18 protein-coding genes, 1 rRNA gene and 1 other RNA gene are annotated in these 16,217 nt (G+C 52.3%); 8 read left to right on the forward strand and 12 right to left on the reverse strand.

What is annotated here, in order from left to right:
* Positions 1 to 12 precede the first annotated feature (12 nt).
* The 8 genes from ybgF to AC8GE9_RS14200 all read right to left on the reverse strand — a co-directional run bounded on the left by ybgF (position 13) and on the right by AC8GE9_RS14200 (position 7,180).
* Positions 13 to 693: a tol-pal system protein YbgF gene (ybgF, locus tag AC8GE9_RS14165; RefSeq protein ID WP_506677775.1), complete on the reverse strand. Its 681-nt coding sequence runs from the start codon at positions 691 to 693 to the stop codon at positions 13 to 15.
* A gap of 67 nt (positions 694 to 760) precedes the next feature.
* Positions 761 to 1,243: a peptidoglycan-associated lipoprotein Pal gene (gene pal, locus AC8GE9_RS14170; protein WP_506677776.1), complete on the reverse strand. Its 483-nt coding sequence runs from the start codon at positions 1,241 to 1,243 to the stop codon at positions 761 to 763.
* A 65-nt stretch (positions 1,244 to 1,308) separates the two neighbouring features.
* Positions 1,309 to 2,616 carry a Tol-Pal system beta propeller repeat protein TolB gene (gene tolB, locus AC8GE9_RS14175; protein ID WP_506677825.1) on the reverse strand — a complete coding sequence of 436 codons (1,308 nt, stop codon included), beginning with the start codon at positions 2,614 to 2,616 and terminating at the stop codon, positions 1,309 to 1,311.
* A gap of 37 nt (positions 2,617 to 2,653) precedes the next feature.
* Positions 2,654 to 3,769 (reverse strand): cell envelope integrity protein TolA, encoded by a 1,116-nt coding sequence (tolA, locus tag AC8GE9_RS14180; RefSeq protein ID WP_506677777.1) that lies wholly within the window; start codon positions 3,767 to 3,769, stop codon positions 2,654 to 2,656.
* 41 nt (positions 3,770 to 3,810) lie between these two features.
* The gene (locus AC8GE9_RS14185; protein ID WP_506677778.1) at positions 3,811 to 4,317 is read right to left on the reverse strand and encodes an ExbD/TolR family protein; all 507 of its coding nucleotides are present in this window, start codon (positions 4,315 to 4,317) and stop codon (positions 3,811 to 3,813) included.
* Positions 4,317 to 4,997: a protein TolQ gene (gene tolQ / locus AC8GE9_RS14190; protein WP_506677779.1), complete on the reverse strand. Its 681-nt coding sequence runs from the start codon at positions 4,995 to 4,997 to the stop codon at positions 4,317 to 4,319. The genes AC8GE9_RS14185 and tolQ overlap by 1 nt, the downstream gene beginning before the upstream one ends.
* 3 nt (positions 4,998 to 5,000) lie before the next feature.
* Entirely contained in the window at positions 5,001 to 5,429 is a 429-nt protein-coding gene (ybgC, locus tag AC8GE9_RS14195) for a tol-pal system-associated acyl-CoA thioesterase (RefSeq protein WP_506677780.1), read from the reverse strand.
* Positions 5,430 to 5,446: 17 nt separating this feature from the next.
* Entirely contained in the window at positions 5,447 to 7,180 is a 1,734-nt protein-coding gene (locus AC8GE9_RS14200) for a proline--tRNA ligase (RefSeq protein WP_506677781.1), read from the reverse strand.
* A gap of 85 nt (positions 7,181 to 7,265) precedes the next feature.
* Between AC8GE9_RS14200 and AC8GE9_RS14205 the strand changes: the two genes are divergently transcribed.
* Entirely contained in the window at positions 7,266 to 7,826 is a 561-nt protein-coding gene (locus tag AC8GE9_RS14205) for an RNA pyrophosphohydrolase (protein WP_506677782.1), read from the forward strand.
* Positions 7,827 to 7,933: 107 nt separating this feature from the next.
* Here AC8GE9_RS14205 and AC8GE9_RS14210 read toward each other — a convergent pair whose 3' ends face one another.
* From AC8GE9_RS14210 to AC8GE9_RS14220, 3 genes are read right to left on the reverse strand one after another with little or no spacing between them, the layout of a single operon-like run.
* Positions 7,934 to 8,836, reverse strand: coding sequence for an NAD(P)-dependent oxidoreductase (locus tag AC8GE9_RS14210; RefSeq protein WP_506677783.1), 903 nt, complete (start codon positions 8,834 to 8,836; stop codon positions 7,934 to 7,936).
* A gap of 3 nt (positions 8,837 to 8,839) precedes the next feature.
* Complete coding sequence (locus AC8GE9_RS14215) at positions 8,840 to 10,339, reverse strand: tripartite tricarboxylate transporter permease (protein ID WP_506677784.1); 1,500 nt, start codon at positions 10,337 to 10,339, stop codon at positions 8,840 to 8,842.
* 13 nt (positions 10,340 to 10,352) lie between these two features.
* Positions 10,353 to 10,817, reverse strand: a complete 465-nt coding sequence (locus AC8GE9_RS14220) for a tripartite tricarboxylate transporter TctB family protein (RefSeq protein ID WP_506677785.1) — start codon at positions 10,815 to 10,817, stop codon at positions 10,353 to 10,355.
* Between the two features lie 403 nt (positions 10,818 to 11,220).
* On the opposite strand from AC8GE9_RS14220, the gene AC8GE9_RS14225 reads away from it, so the two are divergent.
* The 3 genes from AC8GE9_RS14225 to ssrS all read left to right on the forward strand — a co-directional run bounded on the left by AC8GE9_RS14225 (position 11,221) and on the right by ssrS (position 12,138).
* A complete protein-coding gene (locus AC8GE9_RS14225; RefSeq protein ID WP_506677786.1) occupies positions 11,221 to 11,604 on the forward strand; it encodes a hypothetical protein in 384 nt (127 codons plus the stop codon).
* Positions 11,604 to 11,930, forward strand: coding sequence for a cell division protein ZapA (locus tag AC8GE9_RS14230; protein WP_506677787.1), 327 nt, complete (start codon positions 11,604 to 11,606; stop codon positions 11,928 to 11,930). Before AC8GE9_RS14225 ends, AC8GE9_RS14230 begins: the two co-directional genes overlap by 1 nt.
* A gap of 23 nt (positions 11,931 to 11,953) precedes the next feature.
* A non-coding RNA gene (gene ssrS / locus AC8GE9_RS14235) (6S RNA) lies at positions 11,954 to 12,138 on the forward strand.
* Between the two features lie 57 nt (positions 12,139 to 12,195).
* On the opposite strand, the gene lgt is transcribed toward ssrS, so the two are convergent.
* Positions 12,196 to 12,975 carry a prolipoprotein diacylglyceryl transferase gene (gene lgt, locus AC8GE9_RS14240; RefSeq protein ID WP_506677788.1) on the reverse strand — a complete coding sequence of 260 codons (780 nt, stop codon included), beginning with the start codon at positions 12,973 to 12,975 and terminating at the stop codon, positions 12,196 to 12,198.
* 66 nt (positions 12,976 to 13,041) lie between these two features.
* Here lgt and ilvD point away from each other — a divergent pair, with 66 nt between their 5' ends.
* From ilvD to AC8GE9_RS14260, 4 genes are all read left to right on the forward strand, one after another.
* The gene (gene ilvD, locus AC8GE9_RS14245) at positions 13,042 to 14,727 is read left to right on the forward strand and encodes a dihydroxy-acid dehydratase (RefSeq protein WP_506677789.1); all 1,686 of its coding nucleotides are present in this window, start codon (positions 13,042 to 13,044) and stop codon (positions 14,725 to 14,727) included.
* Between the two features lie 58 nt (positions 14,728 to 14,785).
* A complete protein-coding gene (locus AC8GE9_RS14250) occupies positions 14,786 to 15,118 on the forward strand; it encodes a c-type cytochrome (RefSeq protein WP_506677826.1) in 333 nt (110 codons plus the stop codon).
* On the forward strand, positions 15,094 to 15,672 hold the full coding sequence (msrA, locus tag AC8GE9_RS14255; RefSeq protein WP_506677790.1) for a peptide-methionine (S)-S-oxide reductase MsrA: 579 nt from the start codon (positions 15,094 to 15,096) through the stop codon (positions 15,670 to 15,672). Before AC8GE9_RS14250 ends, msrA begins: the two co-directional genes overlap by 25 nt.
* Before the next feature lie 474 nt (positions 15,673 to 16,146).
* Positions 16,147 to 16,217, forward strand: a 16S ribosomal RNA gene (locus tag AC8GE9_RS14260); the annotation flags it as partial.

A 16,217-nucleotide genomic window follows, 5' to 3' on the forward strand; every position in this document is an offset into this window, starting at 1 on the left:
TGCTTGTTCTGTCTACTGCAAGAGTGGCAGACGCTTTGTTGCAGTATCGGCAGCAGGGGTGCCTTTGTAGTCTTTGACGATACGTTGGAGAGTCGTTTTCGCTCCAGCACGGTTGTTCAACTCAATCTGTGAACTCGCCACCATCAGCAATGCATCCGCAGCACGTGGTTCAGTAGGAAATTTTTGTACCATGGCTTGAAGCGTTGTAATCGCACCCTTAAAGTCCTTCATTGCAAAACGGCTGCTGCCTAGGTAAAACTGAGCAGTCGGTGCGAGTTTACTGTCTGGATACAGCGTCAAAAATGCAGTGAGGTTTTGAACGGTTTCTTTGTACTGAGCCTTGCGAAAGGATTCTATCGACTGCTCGAATGCCGCTTGCTCGCGAGGATCTTGTGAGCGTGGATCGGCAGGGCGACCTCCCGCTGCACCGCCTGCACCCGCTGGGCGACCGAGCTGTTCGAGGTCGCCACGTAAGCGAACAATTTCTTGACCGAGCGCTTCGATTTGGTCTGAGAGTTGAATGCGTGCACGCTGGTTCGCTTCGTTCATTGTGCGAATCTGCTGACGTAAATCGAGAATCGCTTTGCGTGCTTCATCATCTGTGAAAGCAAGCGCAGACTGGCTCAGCAGCACGCTACTCATTAATACGAGACATGAACTGACGCAACGCCAGGAGAGGGTGTTGGTGCGCATAAAATCACTCCTTTAACAACAAAGCGGCACTTGGCCGCTTTGTGACTGACCAAACTATTTGATCAGTTTAACGCTTGTAGTTGAAGTCAGCACGACGGTTTTCAGCATAGTCTGCTTCAGAGTCACCCAAGGCTTTGGGTTTTTCTTTACCCAGGCTGATGGTTTCAACTTGCGTATCGGGCACGCCAATCAGTGTCAACATACGACGAACGGCTTCTGCACGACGCTGGCCGAGTGCCAAGTTGTACTCGGATCCGCCACGGGCATCCGTGTTGCCTTCGATGACAACGCGTTGCTGTGGTGCGCTCACAAGGTACTTGCCATGTGTATCAACCAGTGAGCGGTATTGATCGCTGACTGTGTAGCTGTTGTAGTCGAAATAGACTGAACGCTGCTTAGCTAGAATGCTTTGTGGGTTGAACGGGTCTAACACGCCCGAGCCATCCGCACCGCTTTTACCGGCTTGGTCGTCCAGAGAAACAGAGCTACAAGCAGCCAGGCCGGCAGCGAGTGCAGCAATCGTCACAACTTTAGCGATACGCGATCTCATGATATTTACCTTAGAGAGAAATTCAAACAACTATATACAAAAAATGTTAACTAAACTTTTTAAAACTATTTGTTCGTAAAGGGACCCCAGGTCGGCTCACGAATTTCACCATTCAACACGGATAGCGTCTGTCGCACACGTCCATCGCTTGAAACACCTGCAAGAACACTGCGACCACCTTGATTGGCAGCGTAAAGGACTTGCATGCCATTCGGCGCAAAACTCGGTGATTGGTCATCCCGACCTTGCGTTAAGAGCGATTCGGCGCCACTCGCCAGATCCAACGATGCGACGCGATAAGAGCCGTCACGCCGCGTCACGGATAGCAGGGTTTTCCCGTCAGGAGAAACCCTAGGTGAGATATTGTAACTGCCATTGAAGGTCACGCGGCGAGGTTCGCCGCCTTGCGTGCTCACTTGGTAGATTTGTGGGCTGCCACTGCGGTCACTCGTGAAATAAATCGTCTTGCCATCTGGGCTATACGATGGCTCAGTATCAATCAAGGGCGAGCGAGTCAGGCGACGCAGATTCCCGCCATCAGTGGCATTTACTAAGTAAATCTGAGATAGTCCATCTCGCGTGAGTACGACAGCCAAAGTATTGCCATCAGGCGACCAGGCAGGCGCCGAGTTGTTGCCTTTGTAATTGGCGACTGGAAAGCGCTTGCTTGTTGAGAGTTGGTGAACATACACGACGGGTTTGCCAGACTCAAAGCTCACATAAGCCAGGCGGGAACCATCGGGTGACCAGGAAGGAGAAATAATGGGCTCGCCAGAGCGCAGGGCGACTTGGGGATTTTGACCATCGGCGTCCGCGATTTGGAGCTCAAAGGTTTTTCCACGCTTTAAGACATAGGCAATGCGGGTAGAGAATACGCCTCGGATTCCAGTGATTTTTTCGTAGATGTGATCGGAGATCTGGTGCGACATACGACGTAATTCTTTTTCACTGCCAGCAATCGTGATCTCATCGAGCGTACCGCGTTTGACCGTATCGCCCAAGCGGTATTTGATTTCAAAGCGATCACCATTGCGCGTTACGGTGCCATAAGCGAGGAAGTCGGCACCACGCTTACGCCATTCATCATAGGCGATGGGTGTCGCATAGGTCAGCGGCGTGCCTGCTGTACTGATTAAACGAAACTGACCGGTCCGCGTCAGATCGGCGCGAATAATTTCAGCGATCTGCGCACCAGCGGCGTCACCGCTAAAGTCAGCGATCGCAACAGGATACTGTTGCGCGCCCGTGCCCGAGATATCGACACGTAATTGAGCGTTGGCGCTAAAACCAAAGCCGATCAGCAGCAACAGCAAAGTCAGGTTGAGCCATGACTTGAGTGCGTGAAGAATATATGACGGATACAAGCTGTTCATAGATGATGGGTGAAGTTTCATTGTTGCAGGACTCCTGTCAATCAAACATATTGTAATTGACGTCTAGAGAACTGGGGTGCTTGCCTGAAGGTAGCGTTGGGAACGGGGAGCATCGGCGAATACCCGTTTCAACGGCACGATCAAAGTTAGGGATACCAGAGCTGCGGGTCAGCTTGACGCTGGCGACCGTGCCATCGGGTCGCAGATCGACACGAAATTGCGCCGCAGGGTTGGTATTGCCGCGGGGGGGTGTCGGAAAGGAGACACCGGGTTGAACGCAGGCTTTGACCTTGGCGCCATAGCCTTCATTGTTGCCGCCGCCGGCTTGATTACGGTCTGCCGTACCACCTGGGATGCCTGCTGCGCCAAGAGCGTCGCTGCGGAAGGCATCTTTGAGAGCCTTGTCAGCAGCTGCTTTTTTGGCGGCATCCGCCTTAGCCTTTTTGTCGGCTTCTTCTTTGGCTTTTTTGTCAGCCGTTTCTTTCGCTTTTTTGGCGTCCTCTTCTTTCTTTTTCTTTTCTTCAGCCGCCTTTTTGTCGGCCTCCTGTTTTTTCAGCACTTCAGCCTTTTTGGTGGCGTCTTCTTTTTCCTGTTTTTCTTGCTTTTCGCGTTCAAGGCGTTCGGCTTTCTTACGCTCTTGATCTAGGCGATCACGCTCTTGTTTTTCCGCATTTTCGCGCTCGTGCTTGATGCGCTGCTGTTCTTTGGCAACATCTTCCTTGGCTTTTTTCTCGGCGGCCTCTTTTTCAAGCTGCGCACGCTCGAGTTCTGCACGTCGTTTGCGCTCTTCTTCGAGGGCAATTTCAGGATCGATGACGGGCTTAGGTTCAGGCGCCGCTTTCGCAACCGGAGGTGGCGGAGGAGGGGGAGGCGGTGGCGGAGGTGGCTCTGGCTTGGGCTCTGGCGCAGGTTCCGGCTTAGGTTCAGGCTTGGGTTCGCTCTTTGAGGGCGGAGGATTAACGGGTGTGGTGCCGTCCATCCAGAGCTCAACCTGGAGCGGACCTTGAGCTTCGTTTTTCCAATTGAGACCCACTACAAGAAACAATACCAACACACCGTGCGCAAGCATTGCCAAGCCAAAAGCGCGCCAATTGAGCGCTTCTTTGGGTGGCAGACTAGGCCCGGGTGGGATGGGATCGTAGCGTGGGGTCATGGGTTGAGCAACAAGCGCTAAGCGAGTGTGCGAGAAGCCTTTTATTTTTTGGTTGTGTTGGTTGTGTTGGGTGTGTTCGCGGGTGCACGTTTAGGCGATGCATTGGGCGCTGGGGCAGCCTCACTCTTTTGATCCACGAGCAAACCAAGTTTTGTGACACCATTTTTCCGCAGATCGTCCATGACCTTCATCACAACCTCATAGGGGACTTTGCCGTCCGCAGAAATAATGACGGGCTGGTCAGGCTTGAGTTCGGACAGAATCGTTTGAGCAAGAGCACTTCGCTCGACTGAAATAAACGTTGCTCCAGCGTCACGTTTACGCCAGGAAATTTTGCTGTTCTCTTCGATTTGTACTTCGAGCGGCGTTGCTGGCACATTGGCAGCCTGCCCAACAGAGGGTAGTTCGATCACCCCTGGCGTAATCAGAGGTGCTGTCACCATAAATATGACTAACAAAACGAGCATCACGTCAATGTAGGGCACGACGTTAATTTCGTTTTTTAGGCGCCGACCCGAACGCCCGGAGCTTGAGCGGACCGAGGACATTAGCGCACCTGCCTCTGCAGAATGTTCAGAAATTCGTCGACAAAGGTTTCAAAGCGAATCGACAAGCGGTCAATGTCGTGTGTGTAGCGGTTATAGGCCACAACAGCTGGAATGGCGGCAAACAGGCCGATCGCGGTGGCGATGAGCGCCTCCGCGATGCCGGGAGCGACCGAGGCTAGGGTTGCCTGCTGGACATTGGCCAAACCGAGAAAGGCGCCCATGATGCCCCATACGGTGCCAAGCAGTCCGATATAGGGGCTAACAGAACCTGCAGAAGCCAGAAAATTGAGGTGGGATTCAAGTTCGTCGAGCTCACGTTGAAACGCCGCACGCATAGCGCGCCGCGCGCCGTCCATCGTGCCATTGACATCGGTCGTCGAGCCGCTGCGACGTGCTTTGAGAAACTCGGTCATGCCCGAGTCAAAAATACGTGCAAGGGCGCCTTGTTCTGCACGGCGTGTGGAAATCGACTGATGCAGCAAGGCAAGATCGCCACCCGACCAGAAATCGTCTTCGAAGCGTCTGGTTTGGAGCAGTGTTTTTTTGATGGTTGCGCGTTTCGCAAAAATAAAAGTCCAGGAGACAACGGAAATGCCAATGAGTAGCAGCATAATGAACTGTACGGGCAGGCTAGCATTGAGTACTAGCGAGAGCATCGACATATCTTGGGTAGTTTGCATCACTTATTCCTGAGTAATTGCGGCTAATTTGGAGCGAACGGATTCTGGAATTGCAGCGACCCGCATATTAACGGTTTCTACGCAACAGACTTGGATATTACTTTGGGTCATCAGTTCCCCGTTTCTCATCACGGACTGTGAGAAGTGTAACGAAGCGCGCCCCATCCGTGTGACTTCGCTTTCAATCTGCAACAAATCATCGAGGCGTGCGGGCGAAATGTAGCGTACATCGACACGCACTACCATAAAACCACGTTGCTCTTGATTGGCAAGGTCGGACTGATTGACGCCGAGTGAACGCAGCCATTCGGTTCGGCCGCGTTCCATGTATTTGAGGTAGTTTGCATAAAAAACAACACCACCCATATCTGTGTCTTCGTAATAGACACGGACAGGCATGCGGTGTTTAAAGCTGGGGCGCTCGATGGGCATAAAAACCTGATAAAAATTTAAGAGGATTCGAGCAATGCGAGCGTCTGGTTGACACAATCCGCAAGTGAGATGCGCGCGGCTTCTGTTTGTTTGCGACCAAGAATCTCGACAATACCGTCATTCAGACCGCGTTCGCCAACCGTAATGCGCACTGGGGGGCCAATGAGCTCCCATTCGGCGAACATGATGCCAGGCCGTTGGTCGCGATCGTCAAGGATGACATCAATGCCGCGAGACTTGAGCTCGGCGTAGAGTGTTTCGCTAGCCTGTCTGACGGCTTCGCTTTTACCCCAGCCCACTGCACAAATCGCTACTTCAAACGGTGCAATGGCTCGGGGCCACACGATGCCTTTGGCGTCATGATTCTGCTCGATGGCGGCACCAAGAATACGCGTGACACCGATACCATAGCAGCCCATTTCCATAAGCGCCGGTTTGCCGTTTTCATCAAGGAAAGTCGCCTTCAGTGCTTCGGAGTATTTCGTGCCAAGATAAAAGACATGTCCGACTTCGATCCCGCGCTGGATGGCGAGCGTCCCCTGGCCGTCCGGTGCGCGGTCACCTTCAACCACATTGCGCAGATCGGTCACCAAACTAGGCTCGGGCAAGTCTCGCACCCAGTTCACGCCTGTGAGGTGTGCACCTTCTTGATTGGCGCCACAAATAAAGTCGTGCATCTTGGCGACGGTCAGGTCAGCCACGATATGCACGGGTTTTTTGGTCGCGACAGGACCCAGATAACCAGGCTTGCAACCGAAGTGTTCGACAATTTCAGCCTCCGTGGCAAAACGGAAGCCTTTATTCAATCCTGCAACCTTGCCCACTTTGATTTCGTTGAGTTCGTGATCGCCGCGAAGCAGTAACAGCCAGATTTGCGCAGGCTTGCCTTCTTGTTCCGCGGCGAGCACGATGGATTTCACAGTATGACTCAGAGAAACCTTGAGCATCTCCGCGACCATTTCACATTTAGTGGCCTCGGGTGTTGCAACGGATTGCATCGGAGCACTCGGAGCCGCACGATCACTGATTAGGCAGGGCGCAGGTGCCAACTCGATGTTGGCGGCATAGTCGGAGCGAGGATCGTAGACGATCAGATCTTCGCCAATATCTGCGATTACCTGAAATTCGTGGCTCTGAGAGCCCCCGATCGAGCCGGTGTCCGCCGCAACCGCGCGAAAGGTCAGGCCCAGCCGTTCGAAAATGCGCATGTAGGCATCAAACATCACCTGATAACTTTTTTGCGCGCCTGCGACGTCACGATCAAAGGAGTAGGCATCCTTCATGGTGAACTCACGTCCGCGCATCACGCCAAAGCGTGGGCGACGCTCGTCGCGAAATTTTGTCTGAATGTGATAGAAATTGACGGGTAAGTGGCGCCAACTCTGAATCTCGTTGCGCGCGATATCGGTAATAACCTCTTCAGAGGTCGGTTGCAAAACAAAATCGCGGCCATGGCGATCTTTGATACGTAACAGTTCGGGGCCGTATTGTTCCCAGCGCCCGGACTCGACCCATAGCTCGGCAGGCTGAACGAAGGGCATTAAAAGCTCGAGCGCTCCGGCTGCGTCCATTTCCTCGCGGATGATGTGTTCGACTTTTCGAATCACGCGCAGACCAAGCGGCATGTAGTTGTAAATGCCCCCGGCGAGTTTGCGAATCATGCCAGAACGCATCATGAGTTGATGGCTGGCGATCTCGGCGTCGTTAGGGGCTTCTTTGAGAGTGCTGATGTGATAAGCGGATGCGCGCATTGTTTGATGAAAAATTTATTAAGGCAATTTGCCCAACAGGTACGTATAATTAAATGCAATTGTATTGAATTCGTTGGGAGTGGCCATGCTTGATCGCGAAGGCTACCGTCCTAATGTCGGAATCATCCTCGTTAATCAAAAAAATGAGGTCTTTTGGGGTAAGCGTATCAGGGAACATGCTTGGCAGTTCCCTCAAGGTGGCATTAAACACGGTGAAAGTCCTGTTCAAGCCATGTTTCGCGAACTCCACGAAGAGGTCGGTCTCCAACCCGATCATGTCCGCATTTTAGGACGCACAAGAGAGTGGTTGCGTTACGACGTGCCGGATACCTTTATCCGTCGGGAGTCGCGCGGGCATTACAGAGGGCAAAAACAGATTTGGTTTTTGCTGAGGATGCTTGGGCGTGACATAGACGTGAAGTTGAGAGCGACACCCCACCCGGAGTTTGATGCGTGGCGCTGGAGTCATTACTGGGTGTCTCTCGAAGCTGTGATTGATTTTAAGCGTGACGTTTACACACAGGCGCTCAACGAGCTCTCGCCCCTGATTTTTAAGCGTGGCCAAGAGTCGCGCTTTGAATCATCGGTTGCGGTGGGGCCACTTGGTGCCGAAACGCCCGCTTCACAGGCCCAAGATCACGTTTAAAAGCACCGTTTTATAAACACGCATCCCAAGTCACATCATAAAAAAATGACGCTTAAACCATAAGCGTCATTTGAATTGCTTGAATGCTAAGCGGTGCTAATTAATACTTACTTCAGTCGCTTGATCAGGCTGGAGGTATCCCAGCGCGATCCACCCATTTTTTGTACGTCAGCATAAAACTGATCAACTAGCGCGGTCACAGGTACACGCGCGCCATTACGGCGAGATTCGTCCAAAACGAGACTCAAATCCTTGCGCATCCAGTCCACCGCAAAGCCAAACTCGAACTGATCGTCGACCATGGTGTTGCCACGGTTTTCCATCTGCCAGCTTTGTGCAGCGCCTTTGTTGATGACATCAAGGACTTGCTTCATGTCCAGGCCTGCAGCCTGACCAAAGGCGATGCCCTCAGACAAACCTTGCACCACGCCAGCGATACAGATCTGATTAACCATCTTAGCAAGTTGGCCTGCGCCAACAGGACCCACCAAGGTCACAGCACGCGCCATCACAGCGATGACATCGCGCACATGTGCAAAGTCAGCGGCATCACCGCCGCACATGACGGTCAGCATACCGTTCACCGCCCCGGCTTGGCCACCAGACACAGGCGCGTCGATGAATTTAATCGATTTGCCCTGTGCCACGGCATGCATTTCGCGTGCAACGGAGGCCGATGCCGTCGTGTGATCGACATAGGTGGCACCCGCATGCATGCCTGCAAACGCACCTTGATCACCCAACACAACACTACGTAAGTCGTCGTCATTGCCGACGCAGGAAAAAACGATCTCTGCGCCACTTGCAGCTTCACGAGGTGTTGCGCAAGCACGACCACCAAACTCTTTTACCCAGGCTTGCGCCTTTTGAGCGTTGCGGTTGTAGACCGTGACATGGTGACCCGCTTTCGCCAAATGACCTGCCATCGGCAGACCCATCACCCCCAAGCCCAAAAATGCGACTTTGCGGGGTGAAGAGGCTTCGTAGGTTTTGCTGTTGATCGATGCCACGGATTAGGTTTCCTCAAAAATCTCACGCTTCTTCTTGAGGGAAGGCAGCGAAATGATGATCACCAGCAAGGCAGCAACACCTAAGAGCGAGGCAGACAGAGGACGTTCGAGGAAGGTCATGAAATTACCTCGAGACAGTAGTAGGGCTCGCCGGAAGTTTTCTTCCATCAATGGTCCCAATACCAAGCCCAACAACAAAGGCGCGCCTTCGCATTTCAGCTTAGACCACAGGTAACCCACGATGCCGAAGATCGCCGTGATGATGATGTCAAACACGTTGTAGTTCAGCGAGTACACCCCGATCGTACAAAACAGCAGGATGGCGGGGTAAAGCACGCGGTAGGGGACGGTCAGTAGTTTGATCCAGATTCCGATCAGCGGAAGGTTCAGCACCACCAACATCAGGTTACCGATCCACATAGAGGCGATCAGACCCCAGAACAGTTGTGGGTGACTGGTCATCACCTGAGGACCGGGCTGGATGTTGTGAATGGTCATTGCGCCGACCATCAGCGCCATCACAGCGTTACCTGGGATACCCAGTGTCAAAAGAGGAATAAACGAGGTCTGTGCACCGGCGTTGTTGGCGGACTCAGGGCCTGCCAAACCAGCAGGGTGGCCTTTGCCGAAACGCTCAGGATTCTTGGAGAGTTTCTTTTCGATGGTGTAGGACGCGAATGATGACAACACCGCACCTCCACCAGGCAAGATACCCAGTACAGAACCCACGGCTGTGCCACGAATGACAGCAGGCCACGACTCTTTGAATTCTTGCATGTTGGGATAAAGCGAACCGATTTTGGAGTTCACCTCGACGCGGTTTTCTTTTTGCTCGAGGTTGGTCATAATTTCGGTAAAACCGAACACGCCCATAGCGACGATGGCAAAACCCACGCCGTCTTGCAGTTCGGGGATGCCGAAGTCAAAACGCGCCACGCCGGAGTTGACGTCCGTACCAACCATGCCAAGCAACAGGCCCAGCAAAATCATGGCGATGGCTTTCATGAGCGAGCCAGAGGCTAACACCACAGCACCGACTAGACCCAACACCATCAGAGAGAAGTACTCGGCGGGGCCGAATTTGAAGGCAAGTTCAGCTAACGGCGGGGCAAACGCGGCGATCAACAACGTTGCAACGCTACCTGCAAAGAACGAACCCAAGGCTGCAATAGCCAGTGCCGCACCTGCACGGCCATTTTTAGCCATGGCATGCCCGTCCAGCACGGTCACTACCGAGGAGGTTTCCCCCGGGAGATTCACCAAAATCGCTGTTGTGGAGCCACCATACTGCGTGCCGTAGTAAATACCGGCTAGCATGATCAGACCCGCAATGGGGGGCAACACATACGTGATTGGCAGCAACATTGCGATGGTGGGCACGGGACCCAGGCCTGGCAAGACGCCGACCAAGGTACCCAACAAACAGCCCAAGAATGCATAGGTGAGGTTTTCAGGAGTAAATGCGACTCCGAAACCAATCATCAAGTTATTTAGAAGATCCATGAATCAGTGCTCCTTAGTTCATGCCAAGAAATGCAGGCCAAATCGGGAACACCAACTTGAGACCAACAATGAAAGCCAAATAGCACAAGATGGCCAGGAAGACTGCGTTGGCGATCGTGACTTTCCAGGTGAATTCGTGGCTAGCCATGGCGCTGATAATGACCAAGACAAGCATTGAAATGACGAGTCCGGCCGGTTGCAAGATGAAGGCGAACACAACCACGGAAGCAGTGATGATCGCAACAATTTTGAAATCAAATTTATCGATTTCAGTTGCGGCGGCCTTTTTGCTCAAAGAACCCAACAAAATCAAAACGCCAAGGATCGCCATGAGGACCCCGAGCCAGTGAGGGAAATAGCCGGGCCCCATTCGCGCGGCAGTACCCATCGAGTAATCGAGGGATTTCCAGGCGAAAGCCGAGCCGATGATAATGAACATCACTCCCGACCAGAAGTTCTGTTTGTTTTTAACCTGCATGGTGACAAGCTCCTTGACTACGCTGCAAATAATTGTTTTAAGACTGGGGACGAAAGACGACCGCCAGGTAAACCAAATGCACTCTTGAAAGAGATAATTAACAAGCGTGCATCACGGACTGCATGGTAAATGAGAGTACGACCAATGCAAACCAAAAAACACGAGATTCTTGATGGGGTTTTCCCTAAAAAAGGGTTATACCTAGGTCGCTTTAGTCAAAGATCGCCTGATATCTTCGATTTAGGTGGTGTGCTGTGATTTTTAAAAGCGTTCTTTATTCAACTATCATGCGAAACTGAATGCCGGCTGACAAAGCTGACAGAGGTTGAGTTTTTTCTTGGGATTCGCGACGAGTTGTTGCTAAGCCTATTTCGCTTTTCCATTTTTGCTTTACGATATCGACATGCTTGAAGATCTCGATCACTTATCTACGCGCTTGGCGAAACTACTCGCCTACACCCAGCAATTGTTCGCTGAACAGACTGCTTTGCGAGCGCGTCTCGCGCAGATCGAGGGCGAGCGTGACGCTTTGCGATCGCAACTCGCCCAAGAAGGCACGCAAACTAAGACCTTGAGTCGTAAAGCTGAAACTGCCGCGTCGGAGCGTGATGTATTACAAGGGTCTTTAGATTTGTTTAAGCAAGAGCATCAGGCTTTGCAAACGCAACTCGCCTCGCGCGAAAAAGAAGTGTCTGCGTTGCGCGATGTGACGACGCAAGCTCAGCAACGTATCGACGCAGTGTTGGAGCGCTTGCCAGGTGCGCCACAGGCCGAGGAGAAGCAATAATGGAGCGCGTCGATATTTCAATCTTAGGCCGCGATTATTCTTTAACGTGTCCTCCGGAAGAAAAACAAGCATTATCGGATGCGGCTCAGCATGTCAGTCAGCTTGCGGGGCGCATTCAAGGTTCGGGCAAGGTTTCCGGAAATGAGCGCATTGCGGTGATGGCAGCGATCCAGATCGCGGTTGAGCTGCTTTCGGTGCGCGCACCTGACGGCCCGCTAGGCGGTTTGGCGGTTGGCGACTTCAAGCGTAGAATTGACGATATGAATGCAATGCTCGATGAAGCGCTTGTGACTGTGGTTCCCAACCGTGGGACCAAGCCCCGCTGAACCGCCCTCGTCGAAAGTAAAGTTTGTCCCTGCTGTGTTCGTCACTAGGTCATATATTCTCTGAACCAATGCTTTGGCATATTCAGGTCGCAGGATAGCTCGATGGGAATGCACGTCTCTAGTCAGATGCGCTCGAAATCAAGCAGAACGTGGCCAACTTGAACCTTAGGTTCGAGATGCCGGCCTAAACGGCACGAGCGGGGCATTTATAGAAAAAGCCTGCCATATGAATTGGCAGGCTTTTTTTATCCTTGTTTTTTTATTTTTAGGCTTTTTTTGCAGCCCATTTATACAGAGCGGCCCCGGCAATGATCATTGGCAATGAGAGCCATTGCCCCATCGTGAGACCCGCAGCCAGCAGTCCCAGAAAATTGTCAGGCTCGCGGGCGAACTCTGCCATAAACCGGAAAAATCCATAACCCATCAGGAATACTGCGCTGATCTGGCCCATCGGACGCGCTTTGTTGGCAAACCACCAAACAAGTACGAAAAGAGCCAGGCCTTCGAGCCCGAGCTGATAGAGTTGTGAGGGGTGTCTCGCGATTCCGTCGCCGCTCTGAGGAAACACCATCGCCCAGGGCAGCGTGCTCGCTCTGCCCCAGAGTTCGCCATTGATGAAATTTCCTAGTCGCCCTGCGGCCAAGCCCAGCGGAATCAAGGGTGCAACGAAATCGCCAACCATTAAAAAAGGATATTTGCGGCTGCGCGCTAGCCAAAATATCATGAGTAAGACGCCGAGGAGTCCGCCGTGAAAAGACATGCCTCCTTCCCAAAGATAAAAAATTTCAAGGGGGTGTGCGAGGTAATAGGCGGGCTTGTAGAACAGCACATAGCCCAGCCTGCCGCCCACTACCACCCCGAGCACACCGTAAAAGATGATGTCTTCCAGGTCGCGCATCGTCATCGTCGTTTTCTGTTGCTTGATTCGCCACCGCCCAAGCAACCAGGCCGAACCGAAAGCCGTCAAATACATTAATCCATACCAATGGATCGCAATAGGCCCCAGTTTTATCGCAATTGGGTCAAAATTAGGAAATTGCAGCATCACAAGTCACCAAGTAAAAGATGTCCGATAATAACCGCTGCAAACTTCACTGATAGGTGTTTACTCATGGCAAATAACGACCGTTCCAAAAATATTACCGAAGGCGTCACGCGCGCGCCTAACCGTTCCATGTACTACGGGATGGGTTACAAAGAAGCAGATTTCTCCAATCCGATGATTGGTGTGGCCAATGCGCACTCCACGATCACGCCTTGCAATAGTGGTTTACAGCCTTTGGTTGATGCCGCCATTATCGCGATTCGCGAAGCCAAGGCCAATCCCCAGATGTTTGGCACACCCACGATTTCAGACGGTATGTCGATGGGCACAGAAGGCATGAAATACTCGCTTGTTTCGCGCGAAGTGATTGCCGACTGTATTGAAACGGCCGTTCAGGGTCAGTGGATGGACGGCGTGGTCGTAGTGGGTGGTTGCGACAAAAATATGCCTGGTGGCATGATCGGTATCGCGCGCACCAACGTGCCTGGTATTTATGTTTATGGTGGCACGATCAAGCCCGGCTCGCACAAAGGTCGTGATCTGAATATTGTGTCCGTGTTTGAGGCGGTCGGCGAATTCACTATGGGACGCATGAGCACCGAGGATTTCAAGGCGATCGAGCAAAAAGCGATTCCGGGTTCAGGTTCTTGTGGTGGCATGTATACAGCCAATACGATGAGTTCCTCGTTCGAGGCGATGGGTATGGCGCTGCCATATTCAAGCACCTTGGCAAACGAAGATGGTGAAGCCATTACCAAGGCCGCAGAGGCTGCGCGCGTCTTGGTCGATGCTGTGCGTCACGGCCGTAAGCCCCGCGACATCATTACACGCAAATCCATCGAGAACGCGGTGTCGGTCATCATGGCGATTGGTGGATCAACCAACGCCGTCTTGCACTTTTTGGCGATTGCGCATGCCGCCGAAGTGCCTTGGACCATCGATGATTTCGAAACCGTACGCAAGCGCGTGCCTGTGTTGTGCGATCTCAAACCTTCAGGATCGTATTTAACGGTTGATTTGCATCGCGCAGGCGGTATTCCCCAAGTGATGAAAATTTTGTTCAATGCGGGGCTGCTGCATGGCGACTGCATGACCATCAGTGGCAAGACGATTGCCGAGGTGCTCAAAGATGTGCCGGACCAGCCACCTGCAGGTCAAACGGTGATTCGTGCGATTCCGAATGCGATGTACGCACAGGGTCACTTGGCGATTTTGAAAGGCAATCTTTCGCCAGAGGGCTGTGTCGCAAAAATCACCGGTCTAAAAAATCCAGTGATTACTGGACCTGCGCGCGTTTTTGACTCAGAGGATGATGCGATGGCCGCCATCATGGCGCGCAAAATTCAGCACGGCGATGTGGTGGTGATTCGTTACGAAGGTCCTAAAGGCGGGCCAGGTATGCGCGAAATGTTGGCGCCGACCTCGGCCTTGGTCGGACAGGGCTTGGGTGAAACCGTGGGTCTCATTACGGACGGACGTTTCTCGGGCGGAACCTGGGGCATGGTGGTTGGACACGTGTCACCCGAGGCTTATGTGGGGGGCTTGATTGGCCTCGTTGAAGAAGGTGACTCCATCACGATCGATGCGCATACGCAACTGCTTCAGCTTAATGTTGCCGATGCTGAAATCGAGCGACGCCGCAAGCTTTGGAAGCAACCTTTGCCCCGCTACAACCGTGGCGTGTTGGCCAAGTTTGCCAAGCTAGTGAGTTCAGCAAGCCGTGGAGCCGTCACTGATGCGTTTGATAAGTAAGATGCTGTCTGCTCAGGCAGTGTGGTGTTTTGGCCATGCCTGCGCGCTCGCCTTGGCAATGGTTGTGTCCTCTTCGGCTCAGGCGAGCGGGGCTCCATCTGGAGGCGCTCCGACAAGCGCGCCTGCGGCGCTGACGCTCGAAGAGGGCTTGGCGCTAGCCAAGGCCCGAGCGTGCTTGGGTTGCCATCAAGTTGACAATAAGCGTGTTGGTCCGTCTTTTAGGGCGATTGCTCAGCGCCACGCCAATAAAGAGGACGTCGCGCCCTATTTAGTCCAAGTCATCCGAAAGGGTGGACGTGGACAGTGGGGCGCGGTGCCGATGCCTGGTCAGTCTGTGAGCGAACAAGATGCCGGAAAGCTGGCGCAATGGATCATTTCTCTAAGGAATTAAGCGTGAATCAATCATCGACATTAGAAGCCGCAGTGTTTGGGGGCGGTTGCTTTTGGTGCACCGAGGCCGTGTTTAAGGCCTTGAAGGGGGTGCACGCTGTTCAGTCCGGATATTGCGGAGGTTCGGTCGAGCATCCTACCTATGAGCAGGTATGCACAAAGCTGACAGGTCATATCGAAGTCGTCAAGATTGATTTTGATCCAGCGGTGGTCAGTTATAAGGAGTTGCTTGAGGTGTTTTTTGCCACACATGATCCAACGACGCCGGGAAGGCAGGGCAATGATGTGGGTCCGCAATATCAGTCCGCTATTTTTTTTCAAACGCCTGACCAACAAGCGGTTGCGATAGCATTCGTAGCTGGACTAGAGTCCTCGCAACGCTATGTTAATCCCATATCAACAGAGATGCGACCCGCAGCAATATTTTGGCCTGCGGAGCAATATCACTCAGATTACTTCTCCCTGCACCCTGAGCAGGGCTATTGCCAAATGGTGATCGCTCCCAAAATTTCAAAGTTTCGAAAGCAATTCTCAGACAAACTGAGTGTCGATTGAGGAAAAAAATTGGGATTGTCGTATTTTTCCGCTAGATTGATTTGACACACCTAAAAAATACATGCATAATCTCGTTTCTCTGCTGAACAAACAGCGGAGGAAAAGAAAAAAGTAGTTGGCAGGATCTGTGGAATTAACGTCTTTTTAGACGAAATTAACCCAAAAATCTTGAAAATTACCTGCAGTTAGCGGATTCTTGAGGCATGATGTGCCGAGGAAAAGCGCACTGCAAGGCGGTACCTTGTTCTTTAAAAATTTGACAACCGATAAGTGTGGGCGCTTGGAATGAGTGTCGCAGGTTGCTGTGCTGTAACAGGTGCAGTGATTGCAAACGAAATCAAGTGCTCACAAAGAAGTTTGGAAATGAATATTAAGTGTTAAAGCTTGATATAAATAACCTCACTTCCTTTGAGCAGCGACGTATAACCGGCCTGAGGAGACTTGGGTCAAGGAAATACGATTTATACAGAGATTAAACTGAAGAGTTTGATCCTGGCTCAGATTGAACGCTAGCGGGATGCCTTACACATGCAAGTCGAACGGCA

Source organism: Zwartia lucis, from assembly GCF_965234455.1.
In the GTDB taxonomy this organism is placed as follows: domain Bacteria; phylum Pseudomonadota; class Gammaproteobacteria; order Burkholderiales; family Burkholderiaceae_B; genus Zwartia; species Zwartia lucis.

Bases quoted from the DNA above. Each gene is read 5' to 3' on its own strand.
- tolQ (WP_506677779.1), bottom strand. From the start codon at position 4,997: ATGCAAACTACCCAAGATATGTCGATGCTCTCGCTAGTACTCAATGCT.
- ilvD (WP_506677789.1), top strand. From the start codon at position 13,042: ATGGCAAATAACGACCGTTCCAAAAATATTACCGAAGGCGTCACGCGC.
- tolB (WP_506677825.1), bottom strand. From the start codon at position 2,616: ATGAACAGCTTGTATCCGTCATATATTCTTCACGCACTCAAGTCATGG.
- ybgF (WP_506677775.1), bottom strand. From the start codon at position 693: ATGCGCACCAACACCCTCTCCTGGCGTTGCGTCAGTTCATGTCTCGTA.
- AC8GE9_RS14220 (WP_506677785.1), bottom strand. From the start codon at position 10,817: ATGCAGGTTAAAAACAAACAGAACTTCTGGTCGGGAGTGATGTTCATT.
- pal (WP_506677776.1), bottom strand. From the start codon at position 1,243: ATGAGATCGCGTATCGCTAAAGTTGTGACGATTGCTGCACTCGCTGCC.
- AC8GE9_RS14185 (WP_506677778.1), bottom strand. From the start codon at position 4,317: ATGTCCTCGGTCCGCTCAAGCTCCGGGCGTTCGGGTCGGCGCCTAAAA.
- tolA (WP_506677777.1), bottom strand. From the start codon at position 3,769: ATGACCCCACGCTACGATCCCATCCCACCCGGGCCTAGTCTGCCACCC.
- AC8GE9_RS14205 (WP_506677782.1), top strand. From the start codon at position 7,266: ATGCTTGATCGCGAAGGCTACCGTCCTAATGTCGGAATCATCCTCGTT.
- AC8GE9_RS14215 (WP_506677784.1), bottom strand. From the start codon at position 10,339: ATGGATCTTCTAAATAACTTGATGATTGGTTTCGGAGTCGCATTTACT.
- ybgC (WP_506677780.1), bottom strand. From the start codon at position 5,429: ATGCCCATCGAGCGCCCCAGCTTTAAACACCGCATGCCTGTCCGTGTC.
- AC8GE9_RS14200 (WP_506677781.1), bottom strand. From the start codon at position 7,180: ATGCGCGCATCCGCTTATCACATCAGCACTCTCAAAGAAGCCCCTAAC.
- AC8GE9_RS14250 (WP_506677826.1), top strand. From the start codon at position 14,786: ATGGTTGTGTCCTCTTCGGCTCAGGCGAGCGGGGCTCCATCTGGAGGC.
- AC8GE9_RS14225 (WP_506677786.1), top strand. From the start codon at position 11,221: ATGCTTGAAGATCTCGATCACTTATCTACGCGCTTGGCGAAACTACTC.
- AC8GE9_RS14230 (WP_506677787.1), top strand. From the start codon at position 11,604: ATGGAGCGCGTCGATATTTCAATCTTAGGCCGCGATTATTCTTTAACG.
- msrA (WP_506677790.1), top strand. From the start codon at position 15,094: ATGGATCATTTCTCTAAGGAATTAAGCGTGAATCAATCATCGACATTA.
- lgt (WP_506677788.1), bottom strand. From the start codon at position 12,975: ATGCTGCAATTTCCTAATTTTGACCCAATTGCGATAAAACTGGGGCCT.